The 18,290-nt window shown below is 70.6% G+C and carries 12 protein-coding genes; 8 read left to right on the forward strand and 4 right to left on the reverse strand.

Features of this window, described 5'->3' with window-relative positions; all coding sequences use genetic code 11:
• Nucleotides 1-28: 28 nt before the first annotated feature.
• The 3 genes from ACIPK3_RS19460 to metH form a co-directional block, all read right to left on the reverse strand.
• Nucleotides 29-1,633 (reverse strand): ABC transporter substrate-binding protein, encoded by a 1,605-nt coding sequence (locus ACIPK3_RS19460; protein ID WP_402571175.1) that lies wholly within the window; start codon nt 1,631-1,633, stop codon nt 29-31.
• Between the two features lie 421 nt (nt 1,634-2,054).
• Nucleotides 2,055-2,756 (reverse strand): HAD family hydrolase, encoded by a 702-nt coding sequence (locus tag ACIPK3_RS19465; RefSeq protein ID WP_402571176.1) that lies wholly within the window; start codon nt 2,754-2,756, stop codon nt 2,055-2,057.
• A 120-nt stretch (nt 2,757-2,876) separates the two neighbouring features.
• Nucleotides 2,877-6,392 carry a methionine synthase gene (metH, locus tag ACIPK3_RS19470; protein WP_402571177.1) on the reverse strand — a complete coding sequence of 1,172 codons (3,516 nt, stop codon included), beginning with the start codon at nt 6,390-6,392 and terminating at the stop codon, nt 2,877-2,879.
• 820 nt (nt 6,393-7,212) lie between these two features.
• Between metH and ACIPK3_RS19475 the strand changes: the two genes are divergently transcribed.
• From ACIPK3_RS19475 to ACIPK3_RS19510, 8 genes are all read left to right on the forward strand, one after another.
• A complete protein-coding gene (locus tag ACIPK3_RS19475) occupies nt 7,213-7,977 on the forward strand; it encodes an IclR family transcriptional regulator (RefSeq protein ID WP_402571179.1) in 765 nt (254 codons plus the stop codon).
• Nucleotides 7,978-8,312: 335 nt separating this feature from the next.
• Entirely contained in the window at nt 8,313-9,107 is a 795-nt protein-coding gene (locus ACIPK3_RS19480; protein ID WP_402571181.1) for an MIP/aquaporin family protein, read from the forward strand.
• A gap of 75 nt (nt 9,108-9,182) precedes the next feature.
• Nucleotides 9,183-10,721, forward strand: coding sequence for a glycerol kinase GlpK (gene glpK / locus ACIPK3_RS19485; RefSeq protein WP_402571183.1), 1,539 nt, complete (start codon nt 9,183-9,185; stop codon nt 10,719-10,721).
• A gap of 9 nt (nt 10,722-10,730) precedes the next feature.
• Nucleotides 10,731-12,347 (forward strand): FAD-dependent oxidoreductase, encoded by a 1,617-nt coding sequence (locus ACIPK3_RS19490; RefSeq protein WP_402571185.1) that lies wholly within the window; start codon nt 10,731-10,733, stop codon nt 12,345-12,347.
• 171 nt (nt 12,348-12,518) lie between these two features.
• The gene (locus tag ACIPK3_RS19495; RefSeq protein WP_402571187.1) at nt 12,519-13,190 is read left to right on the forward strand and encodes a FadR/GntR family transcriptional regulator; all 672 of its coding nucleotides are present in this window, start codon (nt 12,519-12,521) and stop codon (nt 13,188-13,190) included.
• A gap of 153 nt (nt 13,191-13,343) precedes the next feature.
• Nucleotides 13,344-14,363 carry a PAC2 family protein gene (locus ACIPK3_RS19500; RefSeq protein WP_402571189.1) on the forward strand — a complete coding sequence of 340 codons (1,020 nt, stop codon included), beginning with the start codon at nt 13,344-13,346 and terminating at the stop codon, nt 14,361-14,363.
• A 203-nt stretch (nt 14,364-14,566) separates the two neighbouring features.
• Entirely contained in the window at nt 14,567-16,279 is a 1,713-nt protein-coding gene (locus tag ACIPK3_RS19505) for a S8 family peptidase (protein WP_402571191.1), read from the forward strand.
• Nucleotides 16,280-16,365: 86 nt separating this feature from the next.
• Nucleotides 16,366-16,971 carry a hypothetical protein gene (locus ACIPK3_RS19510; RefSeq protein WP_402571193.1) on the forward strand — a complete coding sequence of 202 codons (606 nt, stop codon included), beginning with the start codon at nt 16,366-16,368 and terminating at the stop codon, nt 16,969-16,971.
• Between the two features lie 56 nt (nt 16,972-17,027).
• Here ACIPK3_RS19510 and mshC read toward each other — a convergent pair whose 3' ends face one another.
• Nucleotides 17,028-18,257: a cysteine--1-D-myo-inosityl 2-amino-2-deoxy-alpha-D-glucopyranoside ligase gene (gene mshC / locus ACIPK3_RS19515; RefSeq protein WP_402571195.1), complete on the reverse strand. Its 1,230-nt coding sequence runs from the start codon at nt 18,255-18,257 to the stop codon at nt 17,028-17,030.
• Nucleotides 18,258-18,290 lie beyond the last annotated feature (33 nt).

The raw sequence follows: 18,290 nt of genomic DNA on the forward strand, positions 1-18,290 counted from the left end.
GCCCTTCGGTTTGCGGTGCCTGCGGTCGTCAGCTGCCGGTGCCGCGGCTGAGCTCCCACAGCTGCATCGTGGAGGAGGAGTTGAGGACGTACGCGGTGCCCGTGATGTCGTTACGGGCGGCGACGTACTGCTTGCCCTGCCACAGCGGGATGACCGGGATGTCGTTGGCGACGATGTCCTGGATGTCGGTGAGGCTGCTGGACGCGGTCAGCCGGTCGGCCTGACGGCGCGACTGCGGGATCAGGGTGCCGATGATCTTGGCGTTGGCGTACGGCGAACCGAGGAAGTTGTCCTTGTCCAGGAACGGCGCGAGGAAGTTGTCGGCGTCGGGGAAGTCGGGGAACCAGCCCATGCCGTAGACGTCGTAGACGCCCTTGCGCTCGGCGTTCTGGTAGCTCTCCCAGGGCGTGCCCTTGATGTCGACGACGAACAGGCCGCTGTTGTTGAGCTGCTTCTGGAGCACCTCGAACTCGTCCTTGGTGGCCGCACCGTAGTGGTCGGTGGTGTAGTGCAGGGTGAGCTTCACCGGGGTGGTGACGCCGGCCTGCGTGAGCGTGGCCTTGGCCTTGGCGATGTCGGGGTCGCCGTACTTGTTGAAGAACGAGTTGGAGTGACCCGTGATGGTCGCCGGGACCAGGGAGTACAGCGGCTCGGCCTGGGTGCCGTAGACCTTGGAGACGAGTTCGCCGCGGTTGATGACCTGGGCCATGGCCTGGCGGACGGCCTTGTTCTTGACCGTGGGCGCGTTGGTGTTGAAGCCGAGGTAGCGGATCTCGAGGCCCGGCATCTCCACGAGGTCGACGTCGGGGTCGGTGCCCGCGTCGAGCTTCTTGATCTGCGACGGCGTCATGCTGCGGGTCATCACGTCGATGTCGCCCTTGTCGATGGCGGCACCCATCGCCTCGGGGTCCGTGAAGGACCGCAGGACGACCTTGTCGTTGCTCACCTTCAGGCTGCCCTTGTAATCGGGGTTCTTGGAGAAGGTGGCGGTGACGATCGAATTGTTGCTGACGTCGGCCTGGACGGTGTACGGACCCGATCCGTCGATGTCGAAGCCGTCGCGCAGCTTGTCCTTGGCGTAGTCCTTCGGGTTGATGATGCCCGCGACCGGGGTGGACAGCTTGTACGGGAAGGTCGCGTCCGCGGTCTTGAGGTGGAAGATCACCTCGCGGTCGCCCTGGGCCTCGATGGTGTCGACGGTGGACAGCAGCGCGAAGACACCGCTGTCGGCCTTGATGCGCAGGGCGCGCTCGATGGAGTACTTGACGTCCTTGGCCGTCACGGGGTCGCCGTTCGAGAACTTCAGGCCGTCGCGGAGCTTGCAGGCGTAGCGTTCATTGCCGCTGTCGGTGAAGCCGCAGCTTTCGGCGGCCTCGGGCACCGGGTCGCCTTCGCCCTTGGGCTGGATCATCAGGGTCTGCACGCTCTGGCGCAGGATGTTCCAGGTGCCGACGTCGTAGGCGTAGGCGGGGTCGACCGGCGCCGGAGCGTCCTTGGTGGCGGTGAACCGGTCCGTGGTGCCGACGACGATCGCGTCGCCGCTCGTGCTCCCGCTGCCGGATCCACCGCAGGCGGCGAGAACCGGCGCGAGCAGGCCGACGACGGCCGGCAGCACCAAATGCTTACGGTTCATGCTCGAAGTTCTCCAGAGCTGTTCGTGTCCGTGTACCCGGCATGCAGGGGTGTCGCGGCGGATCACGGGGAAATGGTGACGTTCTAGCGGATGAGATTAGTCCGCACCCGCACGAGGGTTCACCGTGGCCGGAGTTGGGCCGCCATCACGGAGGGGAACCGGGTGCGGACGCACCGAACACCCGACAGTGGCAGGATTAGTGCAGCGTCTCCTCAATCGGGACACAAGGGTGCCGCGTTCCCCCTCGAAGAGGGGTGACCTGCACACCAGGACATCGTTGTCGAGACCCGCACGCGTGGTGAACCTCACATGGGCGCGCCGGTGAAGCGGCAGCGCAATTCGACCTGCGAGTGCAGTGGAAATGGCCCAGGGTGAACACCGGGATACTTCCGCGGAATAGGCTGGCACGCTGGGTGAGCGGCTATCCCACTTCTGTCATGAGGCCGCGCAGGAATGCCAGGTCGACCTCTTCGAGGGAGGTCACCACGGTGCGCCGCCCGTTGGGGACGATGGGAGCCACGGACGGTACCGCGACCACGCGGCAGCCCGCGGCTTCGGCCGCCTCGACGCCGGTGGCGGTGTCCTCCACGACGGCGCATCTGGCCGGATCGGCGCCGAGCCCGGCGGCGGCGAGCAGATACGGGTCGGGGTAGGGCTTGGTGCGTGACACCTCGTCGCCGGCGATGGACAGGGCGAAGTGCTGGGGGCCCAGGGAGGCCAGCACGCGGTCGATGATGCGGCGGTGCGAGGCGGAGACCAGGGCGGTGGGGATCTGGTGCTCGTACAGCTCGGCGAGCAGCCTGGCGGCGCCCGGCATCAGCGGCAGGGTGGTGCCGATGCGGGCCTCGAAGCCGTCGTTCAGCAGCAGGGACAGTTCGGCGAGCGTGATGTCGGCGCGGGTGGCCTCGATGAGGAAGCCCGCGCTGCGGGTCATGGGACCGCCGACCACGACGTGGCGCCAGGAGTCGTCCAGGGTGTGACCGAGGGCCGCGAAGACCTCGACCTCGACGTCCCACCAGAATCCCTCGGTGTCCACGAGGGTGCCGTCCATGTCGAGGAGTACGGCCTGCAGTGCTGAGCCTTCGGCCGTTCGGGTTCCTGGCGCTGGGACCGTACTGGTCATCCGGGCGCACCTCCTTCAGGGACGACCAGGCCGGTTCCCCATCGGGGAACCGGCCTGCGGTGGATCGACCAGTGTACGACTCCGGCTGGTGAAACGCCTGGGCTCGACGCTCGGGCGGGTTCAGCGGGCGTTGAAGTACTTCGCCTCCGGGTGGTGGATCACGATCGCGTCGGTGGACTGCTCCGGGTGGAGCTGGAACTCCTCGGAGAGGTGGACACCGATGCGCTCGGGGCGCAGCAGCTCGGCGATCTTGGCCCGGTCCTCCAGGTCGGGGCAGGCGCCGTAGCCGAGGGAGAAGCGGGCGCCCCGGTACCTGAGGGCGAACATGTCCTCGATGTCGGCCGGGTCCTCCCCGGCGAAGCCCAGTTCGGAGCGGACCCGGGCGTGCCAGTACTCGGCGAGTGCCTCGGCCAGTTGCACGGAGAGTCCGTGCAGTTCGAGGTAGTCGCGGTAGGAGTCGGAGGCGAAGAGCCGGGCGGTCTCCTCGCCGATCCGGGAGCCGACGGTGACGACCTGGAGCCCCACGACGTCCGTCTCCCCCGACTCCTCCGGGCGGAAGAAGTCGGCCAGGCACAGGCGGCGGCCGCGCCGCTGGCGGGGGAAGGTGAAGCGGGTGCGTTCGTTGCCCCGCTCGTCGAGGATGATCAGGTCGTCGTCCTTGGACACACAGGGGTAGTAGCCGTAGACGACAGCGGCTTCGAGGAGGTTGTCCGTCTGGAGCCGGTCGAGCAGTCCGCGCAGGCGGGGGCGGCCCTCGGTCTCGACGAGGTCCTCGTAGGCCGGGCCCTCGCCGGTGCGGGCCTGCTTCAGGCCCCACTGGCCCTTGAAGAGGGCGCCCTCGTCCAGCCAGCTCGCGTACTCCTTGAGCTGGATGCCCTTCACGATCCGGGTGTCCCAGAACGGCGGGGTGGGCACCGGGTTGTCGGTGGCGACGTCCGAGCGGACGTGGCCTTCCTCCGGCCGTTCCTCGATCACGGCGGTGGCCGCCGGGCGGACCCGGCGCTGCCTGAGTTCGGGCAGGCTCGCCCCGGGCAGGCCGCGCTTGACGCCGATGAGGGCGTCCATGAGGCGCAGTCCCTCGAAGGCGTCGCGCGCGTAGCGGACCTCGCCCTCGTACAGCTCGTGCAGGTCCTGTTCGACGTAGGCGCGGGTGAGGGCCGCTCCGCCGAGGATCACGGGGTAGTCGGCGGCCAGTCCGCGCTGGTTCAGTTCCTCCAGGTTCTCCTTCATGATCACCGTGGACTTGACCAGGAGCCCGGACATGCCGATGACGTCGGCCCGGTGTTCCTCGGCGGCGTCCAGAATCGCGGAGACCGGCTGCTTGATGCCGAGGTTGACCACGTTGTAGCCGTTGTTGGACAGGATGATGTCCACGAGGTTCTTGCCGATGTCGTGCACGTCCCCGCGCACGGTGGCGAGCACGATGGTGCCCTTGCCCTCGGTATCGGACTTCTCCATGTGGGGTTCGAGGTGGGCGACGGCGGCCTTCATGACCTCGGCGGACTGGAGGACGAACGGCAGCTGCATCTGGCCGGAGCCGAAGAGTTCACCGACGACCTTCATGCCGTCCAGGAGGGTCTCGTTGACGATGTCCAGGGCGGAGCGCTCCTGGAGGGCCTCGTCCAGGTCGGCCTCCAGGCCGTTGCGCTCGCCGTCGATGATGCGGCGCTTGAGGCGCTCCTCCAGGGGCAGCGCGGCCAGTTCCTCGGCCTTGCCCGCCTTGAGGGACTTGGCGGTGGCACCCTCGAACAGGGCCATCAGCTTCTGGAGGGGGTCGTAGCCCTCGGCCCGGCGGTCGTAGACGAGGTCGAGGGCGGTCTGTACCTGCTCCTCGTCGAAGCGTGCGATCGGCAGGATCTTCGAGGCGTGGACGATCGCCGAGTCCAGGCCCGCCTTGACGCACTCGTCGAGGAAGACGGAGTTGAGCAGGATCCGGGCGGCCGGGTTGAGACCGAAGGAGATGTTGGACAGGCCGAGGGTGGTCTGCACGTCGGGGTGGCGCCGCTTGAGTTCGCGGATGGCCTCGATGGTGGCGATGCCGTCGCCGCGGGACTCCTCCTGGCCGGTGCAGATGGTGAAGGTGAGGGTGTCGACGAGGATGTCCTCCTCGCGGATGCCCCAGTTCCCGGTGAGGTCGGCGATCAGCCGTTCGGCGATCTCGACCTTCTTCTCGGGGGTGCGGGCCTGACCCACCTCGTCGATGGTCAGCGCGATCAGGGCGGCACCGTGCTCCTGGGCCAGCCGGGTGACCTTGGCGAAGCGTGAGTCGGGGCCGTCGCCGTCCTCGTAGTTGACCGAGTTGATCACGGCACGACCGCCGAGCTTCTCCAGACCCGCCTGGATGACGTCGACCTCGGTGGAGTCGAGGACGACGGGGAGGGTGGAGGCGGTGGCGAAGCGGCCGGCGAGTTCCGCCATGTCGGTGACGCCGTCCCGGCCGACGTAGTCGACGCACAGGTCGAGCATGTGGGCGCCTTCGCGGATCTGTTCGCGGGCGATCTCGACACAGTCGTCCCAGCGGGCGTCCAGCATGGCCTCGCGGAACTTCTTGGAGCCGTTGGCGTTGGTGCGCTCGCCGATGGCCAGGTAGGAGGTGTCCTGGCGGAACGGGACGGTCTGGTAGAGGGAGGCGGCGCCGGGTTCGGGGCGGGGGCTGCGCTCGGCGGGCACGGCGCCCCGGACCCGCTCCACGAGCCGGCGCAGGTGCTCGGGGGTGGTGCCGCAGCAGCCGCCGATCAGGTTGAGGCCGTAGTCGCGCACGAAGGTCTCCTGCGCGTCGGCCAGGCCCTTCGCGTCGAGCGGGAAGTGGGCGCCGTCCTTGGTGAGGACCGGCAGACCGGCGTTGGGCATGCACAGCAGCGGGGTGCGGGAGTGGCGGGCGAGATAGCGCAGGTGCTCGCTCATCTCGGCGGGCCCGGTGGAGCAGTTCAGGCCGATCATGTCGATGCCGAGGGGCTCCAGGGCGGTGAGCGCGGCGCCGATCTCGGAGCCGAGCAGCATGGTGCCGGTCGTCTCGAAGGCCATGGAGACCAGCAGCGGGACGTCGGTGCCGGTGGCCTCCATCGCGCGCCGGGCGCCGAGGATGGACGACTTCGTCTGGAGGAGGTCCTGGGTGGTCTCCACGATCAGGGCGTCCGCGCCACCGGCGAGCAGGCCCTCGGCGTTGGCCTGGAAGCCGTCGCGGAGCGTGCCGTAGGCGATGTGGCCGAGGGTGGGCAGCTTGGTTCCGGGTCCGATGGAGCCGAGCACCCAGCGCTGTCGGCCGTCGCGGGCGTCGAAGGCGTCGGCGGTCTCGCGGGCGATCCTGGCGCCCGCCTCGGACAGCTCGTACACGCGGTCGGCGATGTCGTACTCGGCCATGGCCGAGTGGTTGGCCCCGAAGGTGTTGGTCTCGACGCAGTCGACGCCCACCGCGAAGTACGCCTCGTGGACCGAGCGGACGATGTCGGGGCGGGTGAGGTTGAGGATCTCGTTGCAGCCCTCGAGGTCCTCGAAGTCCTGAAGGGTGGGGTCCTGCGCCTGGAGCATGGTGCCCATGGCTCCGTCGGCGACCACCACGCGGGTGGCGAGGGCCTCTCGGAGCGCGGACGCGCGGGTCCGGCTGTCGGCGGAAGGGGACGGTGGCAACGAGGCCATGGAAGGGCTCCCTTTGAGTGCGACGGCTGTCGGCTTTGCGGCTTCCCGGACGGACCGGACGGACGCACGGCGTCAGCGTAACCGGGAGCGGGCCCGGATGGGCGGGGGCGTCCACTGGGCGGACGGGTGAGGCGCGGATCGGCGGGGGCGGCCGCCGGGCGGCCGGGTGAGGCGCGGGGTCGACGCGGACGGCCACGGCGGGGATCGGCCCCGCCGTGGCCGTCACACACGGGCGTGGCGCCGGGCGCCGCCTGGGACGACGTGGAGCCCTACGGCGGGCGGCCGGACCAGGGCCGGACGGCGGCATGGGACCCGCCCCCCTGGAGCGGGATACGGCGGGGCAGGCCCCGCCGGGGGGGGGACGCCCTGGGACGACGCGGCGCCGTACGGCGGGCGGCCGGGTCAGGGACGTACGGCGGAAGCGGGACCCGCCCCCGGAGCGGGATACGGCGCGGATCGGACCCGCCGTGGCCCTCACACGGGCGCAGCGCCGCCAGGTGGACGCCCCGAGACGACGCGGCGCCGTACGCGGCGGGTGTCCGGGCAGGGCCGGACGGGGGGATGGACCCGTCCCGTGGAACCCGCTCCCGCGTGGGCGAACCTGTGGCGCGCGGCGGTCTCCGGCACGGGTGAATGCGGCGTCGGCGTCACGCGCGGGTCTCGTGTGATGTAACAAGTGCTGACCAACCATTAGCGGGAGGTCGGCATGGACCGGTATCGTTCGGCATTGCCGAACGATGGTTAACGACCGAATGCCGGTCGAACGACAACCGGCGACACCGCGTCGGCGGCGGTCGAAGGGGACGGAGGCGGTACGGGGATGGCACGGAACATCCAGTCTCTCGAACGGGCGGCCGCCATGCTGCGGCTGCTCTCGGGCGGCGAGCGGCGTCTCGGCCTGTCGGACATCGCCTCTTCCCTCGGACTGGCGAAGGGCACGGCCCACGGCATATTGCGCACCCTCCAGGCCGAGGGCTTCGTCGAACAGGACGACGCCTCCGGGCGGTATCAGCTGGGCGCCGAGCTGCTGCGCCTGGGCACGACCTATCTGGACGTGCACGAGCTGCGGGCGCGGGCGCTGGTGTGGACGGACGATCTGGCCCGCTCCAGCGGGGAGAGCGTCCATCTGGGTGTGCTGCACCAGCAGGGGGTGCTGATCGTGCACCACGTCTTCCGGCCGGACGACAGCAGGCAGGTGCTGGAGATCGGGGCCATGCAGCCGCTGCACTGCACGGCCCTGGGCAAGGTGCTGTCGGCGTACGACCCGGTGGCGCACAGCGAGGCGCTGGACTCGGACCGCAAGGCGTACACGGATCGCACGGTGTGTGATCGGGAGGGCTTCGAGCACGTACTGGACCTCACACGCGCGCGGGGATTCGCCGCCGACGTGGAGGAGACCTGGGACGGCGTGGCGTCGGCCGCCGCACCGGTGTACGACCGGCGGCGCATGCCGGTGGGCGCGGTCGGCATCACCGGGGCGGTGGAGCGGCTGTGCCGGGACGGTGAGCTGCGCCCCGAGCTGATCGCGGCGGTGCGGGACTGCGCCCGCGCGGTGTCGCGCGATCTGGGCGCCGGGCGGTTCTGACAAGGGCAACAGGGGACCGGGGCGCTGAGCGGCGTTCCGGCTCTCGCCATACCCTGAAACGGACATACAACAACAAACTGTGCGTTCAGTATCGAAGATCAATAACCAGCCGCGATCAGTAACGATCAGATTTTCGATAACAGAACTCTTGACGCACACGTAACGCCGGAGCAAGACTCCCGTCCATCGGTCGGCATTGTCGAACACCTACCGGCAATACGCGCTAGAGTGTGGCAACGCCAAGGACCGGCATCGCTCTCACCCCCGAGGGCGCTGATCCCCCGGCGGGACCCTGGGGATCGGCTTTCCCTGGACGAAGGACAAAGGAGTCGCGGGTGTCCAGCTCCGACATCTTCATCGGCGAGACCATCGGTACCGCCATACTCATCCTGCTCGGCGGCGGCGTCTGTGCCGCCGTCACGCTGAAGGCCTCCAAGGCCCGTAACGCCGGCTGGCTCGCCATCACCTTCGGGTGGGGTTTCGCCGTCCTCACGGCGGTCTACACCTCGGCACCGCTCTCCGGTGCCCACCTGAACCCGGCCGTGACGCTCGCGCTCGCGATCAAGGACAACGACTTCAGCAACCTGCCGACCTACTGGGGCGGCCAGGTCCTCGGCGCCATGATCGGCGCGACCCTGGTGTGGGTCGCCTACTACGGCCAGTTCCACGCGCACCTCACCGACCGCGAGATCGTCGGCGGTCCCGGCGCGCAGGCCACCACGGCCAAGGCGGTCGAGGCGCAGGAGAAGGGCGCTGGTCCTGTCCTCGGCGTCTTCTCCACCGGTCCTGAGATCCGTAACGTCGTGCAGAACCTCGCCACGGAGATCATCGGTACGGTCGTCCTGGTCCTCGCGGTCCTGACTCAGGGCCTGAACGACAAGGGCAACGGCCTCGGCACCCTGGGCGCCCTCGTCACCGCGCTGGTGGTGGTCTCCATCGGTCTGTCGCTCGGCGGCCCGACCGGTTACGCGATCAACCCGGCCCGTGACCTCGGTCCGCGCATCGTGCACGCACTTCTGCCCCTGCCCAACAAGGGCGGCTCCGACTGGAGCTACGCCTGGATCCCGGTGGTCGGTCCGCTGATCGGCGCCGCCATCGCCGCAGGCATATACAACGTCGCGTTCGCATAGCGAGCACCGCATCCCCGCAAGCGCCGTACGTACAGCCTCAACCTCGGAATCCCACGGAATCCCCAGGAGCACACAGTGACCGACGCCCACACCGCCGGCCCGTTCATCGCGGCGATCGACCAGGGCACCACGTCCAGCCGCTGCATCGTCTTCGACCGGGACGGCCGCATCGTCTCCGTCGACCAGAAGGAGCACGAGCAGATCTTCCCGAAGCCGGGCTGGGTCGAGCACAACGCGAACGAGATCTGGACCAACGTGAAGGAGGTCGTCGCCGGAGCCATCCAGAAGGCCGGCATCACCCGCGACGACATCAAGGCCATCGGCATCACCAACCAGCGCGAGACCACCGTGCTGTGGGACAAGAACACCGGTGAGCCCGTTCACAACGCCATCGTCTGGCAGGACACCCGCACCGACGGCCTGTGCAAGGAGCTGGGCCGCAACGTCGGCCAGGACCGCTTCCGCCGTGAGACCGGCCTGCCGCTCGCGTCGTACTTCTCCGGCCCGAAGGCCCGCTGGCTGCTCGACAACGTCGAGGGCCTGCGCGAGCGCGCCGAGGCCGGCGACATCCTCTTCGGCACCATGGACACCTGGGTCATCTGGAACCTGACCGGCGGTGTCGACGGCGGCAAGCACGTCACCGACGTGACCAACGCCTCCCGCACCATGCTGATGAACCTGCACACCATGAAGTGGGACGAGAAGATCGCCGAGTCCATCGGCGTCCCGCTGGCGATCCTCCCCGAGATCCGGTCCTCCGCCGAGGTCTACGGCGAGGTCACCGGCGGCAGCCTCGGCGACCTGCTCGGCGGCATCCCGGTCGCCTCCGCGCTCGGCGACCAGCAGGCGGCCCTCTTCGGCCAGACCTGCTTCTCCGAGGGCGAGACCAAGTCCACGTACGGCACCGGCACGTTCATGGTGATGAACACCGGCGACAAGATCATCAACTCCTACGCGGGGCTGCTGACCACGGTCGGCTACAAGATCGGCGACCAGCCGACGGTGTACGCCCTCGAAGGCTCGATCGCCGTGACCGGCTCCCTGGTGCAGTGGATGCGCGACCAGATGGGCCTGATCTCCACCGCCGCCGAGATCGAGACGCTCGCGCTCTCGGTCGAGGACAACGGCGGCGCCTACTTCGTGCCGGCCTTCTCCGGCCTGTTCGCCCCGCACTGGCGCTCCGACGCCCGCGGTGTCATCTCCGGCCTGACCCGGTACGTCACCAAGGCGCACCTGGCCCGTGCCGTCCTGGAGGCCACCGCCTGGCAGACCCGGGAGATCGCCGACGCCATGACCAAGGACTCGGGCGACGAGCTCGTGACCCTCAAGGTCGACGGCGGCATGACCTCCAACAACCTGCTGATGCAGACCCTGGCGGACGTCCTGGACGCACCGGTGGTGCGCCCGATGGTCGCCGAGACCACCTGTCTCGGCGCCGCCTACGCCGCCGGTCTCGCCGTCGGCTTCTGGTCCAGCACCGACGAGCTGCGCGCCAACTGGCGCCGGGCCGCCGAGTGGACCCCCCACATGGACGCGGAGACCCGCGACCGTGAGTACAAGAACTGGCTCAAGGCCGTCGACCGGACCATGGGCTGGATCGAGGACGAGGAGTAAAGACCCGACATGACCAGTCAGCCCACCCTGCAGTCCGTGCCTGCCCTGGGGACGCACCCGGCCTCCGGCTCCAACCCGAGCCGTGCCGAGACCCGGGAGCAGCTCTCCAAGGCGTCGTACGACCTCCTCGTGATCGGCGGCGGCATCCTGGGCATCTCCACCGCCTGGCACGCCGCGCAGTCCGGCCTCAGGGTGGCTCTGGTCGACGCCGGCGACTTCGCCGGCGCCACCTCGTCCGCCTCCTCCAAGCTCCTCCACGGCGGTCTGCGCTACCTGCAGACCGGCGCGGTGAAGCTGGTGGCGGAGAACCACTTCGAACGCCGTGCGGTCTCCCGCCAGGTGGCTCCCCACCTGGCGAACCCGCTCACGTTCTACCTCCCCGTGTACAAGGGCGGTCCGCACGGCGCGGCGAAGCTCGGAGCGGGCGTCTTCGCCTACTCCGCGCTGTCCGCCTTCGGTGACGGGGTCGGCCACCTGCTCAGCCCCTCGAAGGCGGCGCAGGACGTGCCCGAGCTGCGCACCGAGAACCTCAAGGCCGTGGCCGTGTACGGCGACGACCAGATGAACGACGCGCGCATGGCGCTGATGACGGTCCGCGCGGCCGTCGAGTCGGGCGCCGTGGTGCTCAACCACTCCGAGGTCACCGGCCTGCGCTTCACCCAGGGCCGGGTCACCGGCGCCGACCTCCGTGACCGGGTGTCCGGTGACGAGTTCGGGGTCAACGCCCGCCTGGTGCTGAACGCGACCGGTCCCTGGGTCGACCACCTGCGCCGCATGGAGGACCCGGCCGCCGCGCCGTCCATCCGTCTGTCGAAGGGCGCCCACCTGGTGCTGAAGCGGACGGCGCCGTGGAAGGCCGCGCTCGCGACCCCGATCGACAAGTACCGCATCACCTTCGCCCTCCCCTGGGAGGACATGCTGCTGCTCGGCACCACCGACGAGGAGTACGAGGGCGACCCGGCGGACGTCGCGGTCACCGAGAAGGACACCGCCCAGATACTCGACGAGGCCGCCTTCTCCATCCGCGACCAGCAGCTCGACCGCGATCTGATCACCTACGCCTTCGCGGGTCTGCGGGTGCTGCCGGGCGGCCCCGGCAGCACCGCCAAGGCCAAGCGGGAGACCGTGGTGACCGAGGGCAGGGGCGGCATGCTGTCCGTCGCGGGCGGCAAGTGGACCACCTTCCGGCACATCGGCCGGACCGTGATGAAGAAGCTGGAGTCGCTTCCCGGCCACCCGCTGGGCGACGACTTCGAGCCCATCTCGGCGCTGCCGAAAAAGCTGCCGCTGCCCGGCGTCGCGAACCCGCGTGCCGTCGCACACCGGCTGCTGGTGGACGGTCCGGCGCCCGGCCCGCGCATGTCCGCCGACACCGCCAAGCACCTGGCCACGCACTACGGTTCGCTGGCGTTCGACATCGCGCGCATCGCCAACGAGCACCCGGAGCTGGCCGAGCGTGTCCACCCGGACGCGCCGGAGATCTGGGCGCAGGTCGTCTGGGCCCGTGACCACGAGTGGGCCGAGACGGCGGACGACGTGCTGCGCCGCCGTACGACGCTGACGATCCGCGGTCTGGCCACGGACGAGGTCCGTGCCAAGGTCCAGGACCTGCTCGGCAAGAAGTAGGCGCCCGGCATCCGGCCCACCCCCCCTGACCGGGGCCGGATCCGAGGCAGGGGCGGCTCCACGCCGATGGAGCCGCCCCTGCCTCTGTCTTCCCGCTGTCTTCCCGCCCCCGCGTTCCGTCTCCATGATGTGGCCCAGACATCGGATGTCCCGGGGACGGGGAGGCACGCCGTGGCGGTCACCGACGAGGCCATCGAGAAGATCAAGGACCTGATCGTCTCCGGTGCGCTCGGGCCCGGGGACCGGTTGCCCAGGGAGCACGATCTGGCCGCCGGGCTGGGGCTGTCGCGCAACTCCCTGCGGGAGGCGGTGCGCGCCCTGTCGCTGCTCCGGATCCTGGACGTGCGGCAGGGCGACGGCACATACGTCGGCAGCCTTGAACCGGGTTCGCTGCTGACGGCGACGGGTTTCGCCGTCGATGTCCAGCGCGACGGCACGGCGCTGGAGTTCCTGGCGGTACGGCGGGTTCTGGAGCCGGCCGCGACGGCGATGGCGGCGGCCCGGATCAGCGAGCGGCGGCTGGACCTGCTCGGCGACCGGTTGGACGCGCTGGGCGCCGAGTCCCCGGTGGACGAACTGGCCTCCTGCGACCTGGAGTTCCACCGCACGATCGCGTGGGACGCGGGCAACTCGGTGCTGAGCGCGCTGCTCGACGCCCTGGCGGCGCCCGCCGCCCGGGCCCGGGTGTGGCAGGGCACGACCCAGGAGGGCGCGGTCGGCCGGGTGTTGGACGAGCACCGGTCGATCGTGGCCGCGCTGCGCGACCGGGACGCGGAGGCGGCGCGTTCGTGGGCCACCGTGCATCTCGCCGGAGTGGAGCGGTGGCTGCGCGGTTCGGTCTGAGGTGTTCGCTCCGAGGTGTTCGGTCCGACGTGTTCGACGGCGGAGATCGGGGCAGTGATCAGTTCACCCGCCCGTGCAAGGGGGCTGCGGGCGTTCCCGCCGGACGCCGTAAGGTTGGGACGTACGCGAGGGCACGTCGGAAGGAGGCGCTGGGTGATCGAGCTGGAGGGAGTTCCCGAGCTGATCGACCCAGTCATGGTGGCCGCGTTCGAGGGGTGGAACGACGCAGGTGACGCCGCCTCCACCGCGGTCGCCCACCTGGAGCGGGAGTGGAAGGGCGAGGTGTTCGCGGCGCTGGACGCCGAGGACTACTACGACTTCCAGGTGAACCGCCCCACGGTGTGGATGGACGCGGGTGTCCGCAAGATCACCTGGCCGACGACGAGGTTGTCGGTGGTCCGGGTCGGCGGTGCGAAGCCGCGCGATCTGGTGCTGGTCAGGGGCATCGAGCCATCCATGCGCTGGCGTTCGTTCTGCAACGAGCTGCTCGGCTTCGCGCACGAACTGGGCGTGGAGCTGGTCGTCGTCCTCGGCGCGCTGCTCGGCGACACCCCCCACACCCGCCCGGTGCCGGTCAGCGGGGTCACGTCGGACGCCGACCTGGCCCGGCGGATGGACCTGGAGGAGACCAAGTACGAGGGCCCGACGGGCATCGTCGGCGTCCTCCAGGAGGCGTGCACGCACGCTGGCGTGCCGGCGGTGTCGCTGTGGGCCGCCGTGCCGCACTACGTGTCGCAGCCGCCCAACCCGAAGGCGACGCTGGCGCTGCTCAACCGGCTGGAGGACCTGCTCGACCTGCATATCCCGCTGGGCGAGCTGCCGGAGGACGCGCGGGCCTGGCAGGTGGGCGTGGACCAGCTGGCCGCCGAGGACAGCGAGGTCGCCGAGTACGTCCAGACGCTGGAGGAGGCCCGGGACACCGCCGAGCTGCCGGAGGCGTCGGGCGAGGCGATCGCCCGCGAGTTCGAGCGCTATCTGCGGCGACGGGACGTCAGCCCGCCGGGCGGCCACGCCACGGCGGACGGCGGGGACGGGACGCCCTATCTGCGGGACAACCCGAGCGGCCGGACCCGGCCCCCGAAACCGCCCAAGGCCGGCGGCACCGGGAACCCGGGGACGTCCGGGGGCACAGGGCCGGACGCCCCCGACGGCGAGGACACATCGGAGGACTGAACCAGGGCGCGGTACGCGAGCGGCGTACCGCGTCGCCTGTTTCGGGTGGGGCCCGTGCCTCACGTGCCGCGTGACGGTTTGCTCCCGCTACCCGCTTCAAATTCCAACCAAACCGAGTTGCCGAAACCAGTCTGTACGGCTCGCTCCTCGAGTGGTTGGTTGTGCTGCGTGGCGGCCCGCACGGACCGAAGGGAGCGGTACCGATGACCGATCAGGCAGCGCAGGCACAGGGCCCGGGTACTTCCGGGCCGGGACCGGACGGAGCGGGGTTCACCTACCGCGGAGCCGAGGCGGAGCTGATCGTCGTCGCCCGCCCCGAGGCACGGCTGCGGGCGAGTGCCGACGGCGTCCGCTCGGCGGCGGCCGCCGACCTGTCGGCCCTCGCCATGTTCCTCGGTGACGAACAGCTCGCCCTGGAGCCGCTGTTCGGCAACGAGGAGCGGGTCGGACAGTCCGGGGCCGAGGGCGTACCCGACCTCACCCTGTTCTACCGGGTGCGCGGCGGCCGGGACCGTGCCGAGGAACTGTGCGCCCGGATGGCCGCGTTGCCGGGGATCGACACGGCGTACGTCAAACCGGGCGCCGTACCCGCCTCGGTCGCCGACGACGACCGCAGGCACAAGGAGGGCGCCCCGGTCACCCCCGACTTCACCGGCCGGCAGGGATACCTGCGCCCGGCGCCCGAGGGGATCGACGCCCAATGGGCCTGGCAGCGGCCCGGCGGCGGCGGACAGGACGTGACGGTGATCGACGTCGAGGGGGCCTGGCAGCTCGGACACGAGGACCTGACCGCCAAGCTGGCCGGGGTCGTTGTCGGCACACCGCTGACCGATCTGGCCTGGCGCAACCACGGCACCGCCGTGATCGGGGTGCTGGGCGGCGACCGCGGCGAGTACGGCGTCACCGGCGTCGTACCGGACGCGGTGACCGCCGCAGCGTCCGTGCACGGCGTCGGCACGGCCTCGGCGATCCACGCTGCGGCCGACCGGCTCGGTCCCGGCGACCTGGTACTGGTCGGCCTGCACCGGCCGGGACCGCGATGCGAGTTCGCGGCGCGCGACGACCAACGCGGCTACCTCCCCCTCGAGTGGTGGCCGGACGACTTCGCGGCCATCCGGTACGCCGCCTCCCGGGGCGTCATCGTCGTGGCGGCCGCCGGCAACGGCGGCGAGTCCCTGGACGACGCGCTGTACGAGCGCCGCCCGAACGGCTTCCCGGCCTGGTGGCGCAACCCGTTCAACCCCGCCAACCCCTCCTCCGGCGCGGTCCTGGCCGGTGCCGGGGCGCCGCCGCCCGGCACACACGGCCGCGACCACGGACCGGACCGGTCACGGCTGGCGTTCTCCAACTACGGCGCCCGCGTGGACGCCCAGGGCTGGGGGCGCGAGGTCACCACCACCGGCGGCTTCTGGGACCGGCCCGGCGACCTCCAGGGCGGTCCGGAGGAGATCGCCTGGTACACGGACACGTTCTCCGGGACGTCCTCCGCCGTGCCGGTGGTGGCGGGCGCGCTCGCCGCGCTCCAGGGCATGCTCCGGGCGGCCTCCCAGCCGCCGATGATGCCGGAGCGCGCCCGCGAGGTGCTGCGGACCACCGGCTCCCCGCAGCAGGACGCGCCGGGCCGGCCCGCCTCCCAGCGGATCGGCAGCCGGCCCGACGTCAGGGCGGCGGTCGCCCGTCTGCTTCCGCAGGCGGTCGGCTCGGGCCGCGCGGAGCGGTACTGGGACGAGCTGCTCCCCTACCCCGGTGAACTCCCGCCCAGGCTGAGGCTGTTCGTGGCCGGATCCTGGCGGAACCTGAACCGTCCGTCCCCCGAGATCCGTCAGGCGGTACACGCCTCGTTCGCGGGAGGACGGCCCGACGTCCGCGTGTGGTTCGCGGACGACGAGATCGTCGGCCTGGTCGTCGCGGGCTGACGGATCACCAACCGGGCCCGCCCGGGACCACCCGGCGGAACCGGCGACAACCGAACAGCACATCCATCAAGGGAAGGTGACACCTCATGAGCACCACCCCGCAGATGAACCAGCAGATGGGGCAACCGGGACAGCAGTTCCCGAGCACCGCGCCGCAGGCGCAGCCGTACGGCATGAGCGGTCCGCTGGAGCAGCTCCAGCAGCTCGGGCAGCAGCAGCCGTACCAGCAGCTGGCACAGCAGCTCGGGCAGCAGCAGACGCAGCAGCCGTACCAGCAGTTCGGGCAGCAGCAGACGCAGCTGCCGTACCAGCAGATGGGTCAGCAGACCGGCCAGCACATCGGTCAGCAAAGTCATCAGACCGGCCAGCAGATCGGTCAGCACATCGGCCAGGGCGAGCAGCAGATCCAGCAGCAGCTCCAGCAGATCACCCAGACCGCGATCCAGCAGTCCGCGGCGCAGGTGCTGCACGCCGGTGTCGCCACCGGCTTCATCGACATCGTGCAGCCGCTGCCCGGTCAGCCCCGACAGCTCTTCCTGCGCTTCCCGGACGGCTTCCGGGTCCTGAACAACCCGACCCAGCAGGCCCACGACCGGATCCAGGAGGCGTTCGCCCTCGGCCACCAGGTGATCGGCGTCTGGGACGGCACGTCACCGGCGATCCTGCGCAGCGTCCGGGTGCAGAAGCTCTGACCCACGGATGAGAGCGGGGCGGTTCCTCCGGCGGGAGGAACCGCCCCCTTCCCTGTCTAGAGGGCCACGCCCAGCAGGGCGTCCACGGCGCGCGAGACGACGCCGGGGGCACCGGTGTCCGTGCCGCCCCGCTCCTGCTGGAGTGCCACCCACCGGTCCACGGCGGCCAGGGCGGTGGGCGCGTCCAGGTCGTTCGCGAGGGCCTCGCGGACCTCCTCGACCATGGCCTCGGCGGGCGGGCCGTCGGGCCGGGAGACGGCAGCCCGCCAGCGGCCGAGCCGGGCCTCGGCGTCGGTGAGGTCCTGGTCGGTCCACTCCCAGTCGGCCCGGTAGTGGTGGGCGTGCAGGGCGAGCCGGACGGCCGCCGGGTCGACGCCTGCGCGGCGCAGCGCGGAGACGAAGACCAGGTTGCCCCGGGACTTGGACATCTTCTCGCCGTCCAGGGCGACCATGCCGGCGTGCACGTACGCCTTGGCCATGGGGAAGTCGCCGGTGAGCACCTGGGCGTGCGAGGCGCCCATCTCGTGGTGCGGGAAGACCAGGTCGGAGCCGCCGCCCTGGATGTCGAAGCCCATGCCGAGCAGGTCAAGGGCGATGGCCACGCACTCGATGTGCCAGCCGGGGCGGCCGGGGCCGAGTGAGCCGCCGTCCCAGCTGGGCTCGCCGTCACGGGCGGCCATCCACAGCATCGGGTCGAGCGGGTTCTTCTTGCCCGGACGGTCCGGGTCACCGCCGCGTTCGGCGGACAGCAGCCGCATCGCGGCGGCGTCGAGGTTCGAGACCTTGCCGAAGTGCGGGTCGGACTCGACGGAGAAGTAGACGTCGCCCTCGAGGTCGTAGGCGGCGCCGAGATCGCGCAGCCGTTCGACGAGCGGAACGATGCCGGGTATCGCCTCGACGGCGCCGATGTAGTGCCGGGGCGGGAGCATCCGCAGGGCGGTCATGTCCTCGCGGAAGAGGGCCGTCTCCTTCTCGGCGAGGCCGACCCAGTCGACGCCGTCCCGCTGCGCTCGTTCCAGCAGCGGGTCGTCGACGTCGGTGACGTTCTGGACGTAGTGGACCTGCCGCTTGGTGTCGAGCCACACGCGCTGCACGAGGTCGAACGCGTTGTAGGTCGCCGCGTGCCCCATGTGGGTCGCGTCATACGGGGTGATGCCGCAGACGTAGATACGGGCGACGGGACCGGGGTCGAGGGTGACGGGGCCGCCGGTCGCGGTGTCGTGGATCCTCAGGTCGCGGCCCTGACCAGGCAGGGCGGGGACCTCGGAAGCGGGCCAGGCATGCATGTACATGAGCCTAACCGGCCTCAAGTTCGGTAC

This window comes from Streptomyces sp. NPDC086787 (genome assembly GCF_044745865.1).
Classification (GTDB): domain Bacteria; phylum Actinomycetota; class Actinomycetes; order Streptomycetales; family Streptomycetaceae; genus Streptomyces.